The organism is Klebsiella sp. YJ, assembly GCF_002108615.1.
Taxonomy (GTDB): domain Bacteria; phylum Pseudomonadota; class Gammaproteobacteria; order Enterobacterales; family Enterobacteriaceae; genus Klebsiella; species Klebsiella planticola.
Window position 1 is genome coordinate 1 of record NZ_MTEG01000061.1, and the last position, 10,171, is coordinate 10,171.

At 44.1% G+C, this 10,171-nt stretch carries 3 protein-coding genes and 1 pseudogene; 2 read left to right on the forward strand and 2 right to left on the reverse strand.

The features are described 5' to 3' along the window. Positions 1 to 103 precede the first annotated feature (103 nt). Both BV390_RS29460 and BV390_RS29465 read left to right on the forward strand, forming a co-directional pair. A pseudogene (locus BV390_RS29460) lies at positions 104 to 2,383 on the forward strand (Ig-like domain-containing protein); the annotation flags it as partial. Between the two features lie 138 nt (positions 2,384 to 2,521). Beyond that, entirely contained in the window at positions 2,522 to 4,942 is a 2,421-nt protein-coding gene (locus tag BV390_RS29465; protein WP_085397611.1) for an Ig-like domain-containing protein, read from the forward strand. 647 nt (positions 4,943 to 5,589) lie between these two features. Here BV390_RS29465 and BV390_RS29470 read toward each other — a convergent pair. Both BV390_RS29470 and BV390_RS29475 read right to left on the reverse strand, forming a co-directional pair. Then, positions 5,590 to 6,600 (reverse strand): ParB family protein, encoded by a 1,011-nt coding sequence (locus BV390_RS29470; protein WP_004181814.1) that lies wholly within the window; start codon positions 6,598 to 6,600, stop codon positions 5,590 to 5,592. Then, positions 6,600 to 7,847 carry a ParA family protein gene (locus BV390_RS29475; RefSeq protein WP_085397612.1) on the reverse strand — a complete coding sequence of 416 codons (1,248 nt, stop codon included), beginning with the start codon at positions 7,845 to 7,847 and terminating at the stop codon, positions 6,600 to 6,602. The genes BV390_RS29470 and BV390_RS29475 overlap by 1 nt, the downstream gene beginning before the upstream one ends. Between the last annotated feature and the right edge of the window lie 2,324 nt (positions 7,848 to 10,171).

Consider the following 10,171-nt stretch of genomic DNA (forward strand, 5'->3'; position numbering starts at 1 on the left):
ATCAGACACCGTCTGAATTTGCAGCGGGCTGGAGAAAGGGTCATTCTGAGAATGAAGATTCCGACGTTACTAACTGAGTGTTGTATCTAATCGTGGGGGCAGGTCAGGCATTCTTAACACTAACGAAAAAATTCAGTTGAGCCTGATTTCCGGCCTAGATCGCAAAGTACACGTATCTGTCCGGAAGTCAGGTACGGAGGTCTACGGCACGACAACCGATAGCATTAAGGTAAGTGATCGAATTAAGGCATCAACAGGCGAAGAGTTCTACGGGAAAATCATCACGCTTCCTCCCCTGAGTGATGGTCCCTATCAGGTGATCTCTGAAATACTTAACACGCAGGGTAATCAGGTCGACTCAACCACGCAGGATTTCATCATCGATAGTGTTGGCCCAACCTCGGACAATCTCAGCATTATTCAGAAACCGGGTTATGAAATGGTCACTCAGGGAGAACGATGGGAGCTCGGACTTGGGGCGGAACAAAAATTATATGTGAACGTGAATAACGTTAAGGCCGCGACCGGTTTTGACAAAGCAACCCTACAGGTCATAAATCCGGACAACAGCGTCTATTCAATAACGGACATGGATTACGATAGCGGGTCCTCTTCGCTGTCAGCTCCATGGACGTTAGGGGAAAGAAAAAAGGCTACCTGGATGCCTACATCAAATGCTGACGTGGAGTATCGTTTCCGGGTCACACTTTACGATAAGGCTGGTACACGAACTATTTTACCGGAACAGAAATTCGTTTTTGATAATCAGTTGGGAGAATACACACTTTTTGCAATACGCGACCCCGAAGCTCAGACAAGTGTAGTTCCAGGGTTCACTTCGGGTTATATAGCTTATAAAGCGGGTATGACAGTTAATCAAAACCCGATTACCTTAATCTATCGTATCCCCATCAACAATGTAAGGAAATACAACAAAGCTGGGTTAAGTTTTGGGACAATCGTTTCAGAAGCTAACGATTACGTATATGTGGCGGCTACAACTGCTTATAACATCAGATACGATATCCATAATGGGTATCAGTGGGGTGGCGCTACCGCCACTTATAATCTGCAACTGGGACCGGATACCCCTGAAAGTCCGGAAACGCCTACTACCGTCTGGCTCACGACCGACAAAAAGGGTGAAATCAATTCTTTTAACTATTTGTGGAAGACAAGCGATCTCCCGGTGAAATTCATTTCAGCGAGAGTCCGTACCTCTGCTAGAAACTATCTCCAGAGAGCGTTTACCGGGAGCCTGGAAATTTGTCAGATCCCGCCAGGCGAAACTGAGTGCAGCGGGCCTGTATCATGGACTATTGCCAAAAGCGGTAATGGTAGCGTGACCTATTCCTTTAAAATGTTTAACGAGGAAAAGACACTATCCTCAATAAATCAGGAAAGGCGTAACCACTGGAACACCAATCTTCTTCCCAGGATAACCGGATACGACTATCAGGAAGATAAGAAAAAAGTGCTCTTGTTTGTGACGCAACCAGGCAATGGCAACTTCAGGGACCAGCTCCAGCTTAAGTCCGCTGAACTGATTAATGCCGATACCAGCGTGCAGGTACTGAATGGAACCAAAATTGCGCTTTCTGGAGAAGATTACACCTATACGTTTGATCTGAGTAAGCTGGCGGAAGGAAGATACAATTTAGCCTTTCTGGCAAAAGATACTTTCGAAAATGAGGCATCATCTCCATTCATCACGCTCGTGCATGATATGACGCCTCCTGAGATCAGCTTTAACTACGAAAATGCCCCGCTCCCCTCCGGTACCACAGTCTACGGACTGGAGAATATCACCGTTAACCTTAACGATGCGCTGACTAAGCCAGTTCTTGACCGCCTGGAACTCAAAGGGGGTCCGGCATCTGATAGCGTGGTCCTCGGATTTAACCTGAATGCTGACGGGAGCTACACTCCAGATTACCCAAGGTTGTTCCCAACTCTGGATGCATCGACGGATAAATACACTCTCACTGCATATGCCACAGATGCGAAAGGGAATAAGTCCCAGAAAAGCATTCAGTTCGCCTACTACCCGAAAAATCTCGTGACGCTTGAAAAGTTGAAAACGCTAGGCGTGGTAAAAGCGCTCAAAACCAGTGATAACACACCTCTGGCCGTTATGCGTACCGGTCAGCTACGCCGTAACGATGGCTCTCTGGCCCAAGGTATACAGACGGCCAATATCACGCTCAGAAGCGATGCTGAATATGCCATCAACATTCTGGGAACGGTGATCCATCCCGGGGAAACTAAAGAAATACAGCTTGACCTCGGAACTGGCGAAAACTCCACGGTTCCGATTTTTCCGGCTATCAACGGGTCTACGGGTCAAAGTAACTTCATCATCGAGTTCCCACAACTTAACTAACTATCGACGGCCACCGCCTCTGCAACGGGGGGCTGGTTGTGTTCCTTGCCATATGGCTTTGTTAAAAGCATGCAATCAGAAAAAGAAAGTAACTTTCGCTAAGGCATACCCTTCTGTAATTCTCTGGACAAATTTGATATGAAATTGAAAATCAATTTACTGACTACGCTAATATTGACCGCCCTTTCACTACCCTCTTATGCTCGTGTCTATGAATATGCGATCAAAGATATCTACGGAACGGATAAATCAATCAGCGTCGATTCTGGTGTTCTAAATACCAACGAAAAAATTCAGGTAAGGCTCATATCCGGCCTAGACAGAAAAATTCAGGTAACGGTGAAGAAAGACAATGTTGGTGTATATAGTTTTACTACGGATAGCGTGACGGTCAATGACCGTATCAAGGCTTCTACAGGTGAAGAGTTTTACGGAAAAACGCTGACACTTCCCCCCTTGAGTGACGGTAACTATGTCATAACCTCGGATATCCTGAATACTCAAAACATGGTTGTCGACAGCACGTCTCACCATTTTATTATAGATACTGTAGGCCCTTCATCAGATAACCTGAGCATAGACCAAAAGCCCGGATACGATATGGTGTTAACCGGTGAACGTTGGGAACTGGGTCTGGGGGCGGAAGCAAAGCTTTACCTAAATGTTAATAACGTCAAAGCTGCAACAGGTTTTGATAAAGCGACAATTCAGGTGATTAAACCTGATGACACAGTCTATTCCATTACCGATATGGTGTATGACAGTGGGTCAGCATCCCTTTCTGTACCGTGGACAAAAGGGAATATGAGTCGGTCATCATGGATGCCTGTATCAAACGCTGATGTGGAATATCGCTTCCGTGTGACGCTCTATGATAAAGCGGGAAACCGCAAAGTTTTGCCGGACCAGAAGTTCATTTTTGACTCTGACCTTGGCGAATACACCTTGTTTGCTGTTTATGATCCAACGTCGAAAACGAGCGTGGTTCCAGGCTTTAGTGAAGGTTACATAGAATACAAGCCGGGAATGACCGTAAACCAGAACCCTTTGACACTGGTGTACCGGGTGCCATCGAATAACCGCAGGGAATACAGTAAAGCCGGTTTGAAATTTGGAACGATTATTTCCGAAGCGAATGGCTACAGCTATGTATCCGCTAAGACCGCCTATAAAGTGACGTATACCATCCACAACGGATATCAATGGGGTGGCGGTTCACTCTCATATGATATCAATTTAGGAAGTGAGGCTCCAGTCAGCCCGGCAGCACCACAAGCATGGCTAACATCGGATAAGAAAGGAGAAATGAATTCAGGAAACTATCTTTGGAATACCGAAGATTTGCCTGTTAAATTCAACTCCGTAAGGATAACTGCGTCTCCACGAAACTATGTTCAGAGGGCGATGAGTGGAAATACAGAGATATGTCAGATACCAGCTGGTGAGACTGAGTGTACCGGTGCGGTATCATGGTCTATTCCAAAATCAGGTAATGGTATTACGACCTACTCCTTCAGACTGACAGATATGGATAAAACTTTTTCATCAGTCACTATAGAAAAAAGACACCACTGGAACACTGACCTGCTACCCAGAATCACTGGATATAGTTACCAGGAGGAAAACAAAACCGTCCTGTTATTTGTAACACAACCTGAGCGTGGTAAATTCCGCGATCTGTTGCAACTCCAGTCAGCAGTTCTGGTGGATTCTGAAACCGGCGGCCAGTTGCTCACAGGAACCCAGACTTCTCTTTCTGGAGAGGATTACACATACAGTTTTGACCTGAGCAAACTGGCCGAAGGGAAATATAATCTGGGCTTTCAGGCAAAGGACACCTTTAACAATGAAACATCGTCACCATTCATTAACCTGATTAACGACAAGACGCCTCCGGTGGTTAGTTTTAACTATGAAAATACCACCTTATCATCCGGGGCTACCGTCTACGGGCTGGAGAACATCAGCATATCGCTAAATGATGCGTTAACCGTCCCCAGCCTTGTCAGGCTTGAGCTTAAAGGCGGACCTGCATCTGACAGCGTTGTCTTAGGTTTTAACCAGAATAAGGACGGTAGTTATACCCCTGACTACCCTCGTCTCTTCCCTAGCCTAGATTCAGATACGGACAAGTATACACTGACCGCATTTGCTACCGACGCGAAAGGCAACACGACACAAAAAAGCATTCAGTTCGCCTACTACCCTAAAAATCTCGTCACCCTTGAGAAACTGAAAACATTAGGTGTGGTTAAGGCGCTGAAAACCAGTGACAACACACCGCTGGCCGTCATGCGTACGGGCCAGCTACGACGTAACGATGGCTCACTGGCGCAGGGCATACAAACGGCCAATATCACGGTCAGGAAGGACGCAGATTATGCGATCAACATTCTGGGGAACATTATTCAACCCGGGGAGACAAAAGAAATTCAGATAGACCTTGGGAACGGGAAAAACTCAACCGTCCCAATTTTCACAGCAGAAAACGGTTCTACAGGGGAAAGCAATTTCATAATCGAATTTCCGCAAATTTCCGCAAATCAAGTAACCAAGTAACATGCATTAATCAAAAAATGTGCCCTGATCAGGTTCATACTGATTAGGGACGTTAGGCATAGATTCATCGTCTAACTATAGAAAGTAACAATAAAAAGTAACTTTCTAACTACCCACCAGATAGGTTAATTTTCACATCAGGGCAATAGATACCAGCTTTGCTGGAAATTTTCCAGAAATGATCAGAGTCGAATTTCGACATGATCAGACCCGTTAGTTGGTGTTGCCCCCTCCCCCAGTATAAGGGTTATAGAGTTCTTTAGGACGGTACATTGTCAGGGTTATTCGTGAGTAGGCTGGGCGCAGCCCTAACTAGTTAGGCTGGTTGTATAATCATAACGGTGAACCAGAAGGTTTCAAGAGCAACAAGAAACAGACTGCGAACAACGGGGTTGTTTTCACCTGCAGTACATCATGAGTCTGCGGTGGCTTCAGGTATCCGACTGCGAACAATGGGGTTGTTTTTGTCAACGATGCTTCTGAAAGCTGCCGGAGCACCAAGAGATGGACTTGAGCAAGGGGATTCTTCTCTGCCAAGAGTGGAACAGAAAGCTGTTAGAACCTCCAGTGTCAAAGTCGTACATGTGAGTTGCATAAATGAGAAAGTCATGATCCCTGTTAAAGAATCATGACTAAAAATAAAATAATTATTTTGCTTTGCTAATACTAACTTTAATTAAGCGTTCAATCTCATTTATTGTTGATTGACCAATACGCTTAAATTCAAAGCTTACTTTCTGGCCATCGGCGCTTCTTTTTACCCTAGCGTAAGTATCCTTATTATCAAAAGCAGCAATATCAGTCACTGTCCATTTTTGCGGTTTATTTACATCATTACAAAGAATACTAAGAACTGAATGTAAACCATCTAAAATTGACTTCTGAACTTCCTCAATATCATTAATGTTAGTAATTTTATTGTCATCCGCCCCTACTTCAGATGTTAGCTCTGTCAGAGGAATGTTATTAGCATTAGCGGTTTTTTCAATTCTAGCCAATTTACTATAATAAGTATTAGGTATCCCCTCACTATCTGGGAATATTCTAATAAGTTCTTTACTGATTTTTGCAGCCTGAATTCTCTTTCTTATCGATTCAATACCAATATTAAGATAAGAAGCAAGTTCCTCATTAGTTTTAAAACCCTTATTCTTCATGATTTCAAGGTATTTAATTCCAACTTCACGATACGAGAATCGTTTTGCCGTTTGTGCAGCATTAACAATACAATCGACATCTTCACGGCTAACCTCTACATCGAAGGCCCATAAAGGTAAATCAACCGAACATTTTATGCAGCAGAAACGACGCCTACTTCCTTCAATTAGGTAAAATTGGCCGTCCCGGTAGACGGCAATAGCTTCAGTTGTAACCCCATTCTCTTTAATTAAAGGAAGAATTTCTCTTGTAGAGAGATCGTCAACTGCCTCTTGATTTCGTGGGTTTAGTTCATGAACGAGCGTTTTATTAGCAACTTCTGAGCCGGGGACGACAACGTAGCGAGCTTCAACTTTACGCCCATTTGCTAGAGTAAATAGTCGCTTCTGTGTAGGAGAAGTACGTAAAGGTGGAAGTCCGCTTTTTTGATCGACAAATGTACGTTTGCTGTTTCCGGTTAAGTATTTGTCTTTGCTTGTACCGCGTTCAACATCACTCATTATTTACCCTCCTCCCTAACTGAGAAGCTTTTAATTTCATTGATAAGTTGTTGATACACCGACTGAACCGACATTTCAGCAATATCATATTGTTTTGAAGAACAAAGTTCTTCTGATTTTTTAATATCGAGTACAGTACGACCTTTTTCAGCCGCTGCAACGAAAGCCTCTGAATGTTTAATATTTGTTGTCATGAACCGATCACGTACAGTTCTTACTAGTTTATTTAAAGTACGAATCTCATGTTGACTTCTATCATCTACGTTTACTGCAAGAACATTTATCCATTTAATATTTGTTCCCTTAGATGGAAGCTGCTCAAGTCGGTCTGAAATCGTAATCATATAGTTTGTGGTTGATGCAAAATCATATTCTCGTGGTGTAATGGGAACAAGTATTGCATCAGCTGCTTCATTTGTTGACCAAATAATTGGAGAATCTTGTGGCGGAGTATCTATAAATATAAGGTCATATTTTTCCTTTAATACAGGTATAACCACATCACGAAAACGTGTCAGAAGTTTGAGTCTTCCCTCCTTATCGAGGCTCCAATATTTATCAGTAAATCTATCATCTGTCGGGAATGCAGTTATAACATCCATGTTAGGGAGATGGGTTGAAAATGCCATAGCACCAATAATTTGTGCTTCCGTATATCCCTGTTTTATATATTGTGTAAAGTCATTATCTTCAATTTCACTAAGCAGAACATCGGTTATGGTTAGGTAAACACTATCTTCACTAGTTGAGTGGATAAGGTTATTGCCTAACGAGCCTTGGGGGTCAAGATCAATTACGCAGATTTTTGCATTCAGATTAAGATCCAAGGCGGCCGCGGTAGCAAGTGTTGCTGTTGTTGTACTTTTACCTGTCCCACCTTTATGGTTTTCCGTAACAATAACTCGGGGCAAATACATTTCACGATATTGAATAGTGCCCATCGCTTCCATTATTTTTTGAACATCCCAACGTGTATACAGGTGACTCTTATTCTGGAAGATAGGTTCACCGATCACTTTTTTCTCATGTAGTTCAGCAAGAATTCTACTAAAAGTGTTTCTTGATTTACCAAAGAAGTCCGAAAGAGTTTTTTTATTTAAACAATGGTTATAGATAAGACGATCTAAGCCATCGACTTGTTCATCCGAAACATCAACCCGACTCGACTCCAAGATTATTTCCTTGAGGCTTGCTTGTTCATTTTTCATCTTTAGGCCGATAGTACGAATATCATCTAATATGCTCATGATCTCTCCTTAGGTTAGTCTTCACATTATTCATGAGGATTGAGCGTATTACAAGGTAAAAGTGCATTACAATGCACTTTTATCACATCATGCGCTCAAAATGAGATTTCGTGCACAGTCTTTTTTAGACGAGAAATGTACAAATAATTCTCAAGGTATTGATATTAAAAGAAAACTAATTTAACTAGGCAAAATTCACAGATTTGGTGAATTCTGAGACTTTTTCCCAGCCATCCATACTCAATTTTTAAAATTTAGCTAGAACCCATGGGCGCAAATGACTATGCCACCCCTTTACCATGCCCTGCCCTGTTCTGCCCTTCTCTTTCACCTATCTACTGGAGGCCGGTTTAACGATGTATACCTTCCCAAATTTCGAGGTCGAAAACATGGCTGTTCAACTTATTGGGGCTCCAGACCAGAATTGCCGATTACGAACAATGGGTTTTCATCTACAAGGCATTAGGATTCTTCTGTGGATTCTGATACCGACTTTAGGAAACGTAGTTTGATTGCATCTGTGGGGCTTCATGAGTCTCCATGGACACGCATGACCAGACTGCGAACAGAGGAGTTGCATTTCATCTGTGGACTTCATGGGTGTCCAGAGAATCCTTGGATCCGATTACGAACAAAAGGTTTTTTACACCTGCAAGCATCAGGAATCTGACAAGGCTTAAGATAGCCGACTGCGAACAGACAGCGGGATGGTTTTATCTGCAAGATATCTGGAATAGTCTGAGGATTCAGATAGCCGATTTTATAAAAAGGAGTTGAAATCATCTATGGGGCTTCATGAGTTACGAGAGGCTCACATGAGCATAGTGCGAACAACGAGGTTGTTTTCACCGGCTGCACATCATTCATCCGCTGAGGTTTCACGTAACGACTACGAATAACGGCGTTGTATTCACTGGCTGAACTTCATCAGTCAGTAGAGGCTTCACTTAATGACGGCGAACAGGGGGGTTGTTTTAACTCGCTACGCATCATGAGTCTGCTGTGGCTTCAGGTATGCGTCTGCGAATAACGGGGTTTTATTCACTGGCTGAATTTCATCAGTCAGTTGAGGTTTCACGTAATGACTGCGAACAAGGGTTTGTATTCACCGGCTGCACATCATGAGTCTGCTGCGGCTTCTTGTAACCGACTGCGAACAACGGGGTTGTTTTCACCGGCTGCACACTATGAGTCTGCTGTGGCTTCAGGTATCAGCCTGCGAACAACGGGGTTGTTTTCACCGGCTGCACATTATGAGTCTGCTGTGGCTTCTGGTATCCGACTGCGAACAACGGGGTTGTATTCACCTGCTGCACATCATGAGTCTGTGGTGGCTTCGGGTATCCGACTGCGGACAAGCTGAGGGGGGTTAACTTGCTACGCATCGGGAGTCTGATGAGGCTGGAGGTATCCGACTGCGAACAACGGGGTTGTTTCACCGGTTGCACATCATGAGTCTGCTGTGGCTTCTGGTAACCGACTGCGAACAACGGGGTTGTTTACACCGGCTGCACATTATGAGTCTGCTGTGGCTTCAGGTATCAGCCTGCGAACAACGGGGTTGTCTTCACCTCCTGCACATCATGAGTCTGCTGTAGCTTCAGGTATGCGTCTGCGAACATGGGGTTTTACTTGCTGCGCATCGGGGGGCTGATGAGGCTGGAGGTATCTGACTGCGAACAACGGGATTGTTTTCACCGGCTGCACATTATGTGTCTGCTGTGGCTTCTGGTATCCGACTGCGAACAACGGGGTTGTTTTCACCAGCTGCACATTATGAGTCTGCTGTGACTCTGGTATCCGACTGCGAACTACGGGGTTGTTTTCAACTGCTGCACATCAGAAGTCTGATGAGGCTTAAGGTATCTGACTGCGAACAAGGGGGTTGTTTTCAGCTGCTGCGCATCAGGAATCCGCTGAGGCTTAAGATATACGACTGCGAACAGGGATCGTACTGCATATGTGGGGCATCATCAGAATTTAGAGGCTTCCGGGATGTAGCTGCGAATAACGGGATGATTTTATTCATACAGGTCTTCATGAGTAAGTTAAGTCACAAGTAAATCACCGGGAAGAGGGGAGGTGTTCAGCATATTATCACTTCAGGTAATTGCGGAAGCTCAGGGGATGACTGGTAAATATCGAAGGGGGAGGATATGTGAAAAAAAAAGAAGATGGGTTTTCAGGTCATGTAAAAGAAAAGGGGAGGGGGCTAGGCTGACCTGCTCCCCGTTGATTAGTACACCCCGATGTTAGTAATGTCTTCATAAGCCACATGAGGACATCCCCATGAAGAAGCGTTTTTCCGACGAACAGATCATCAG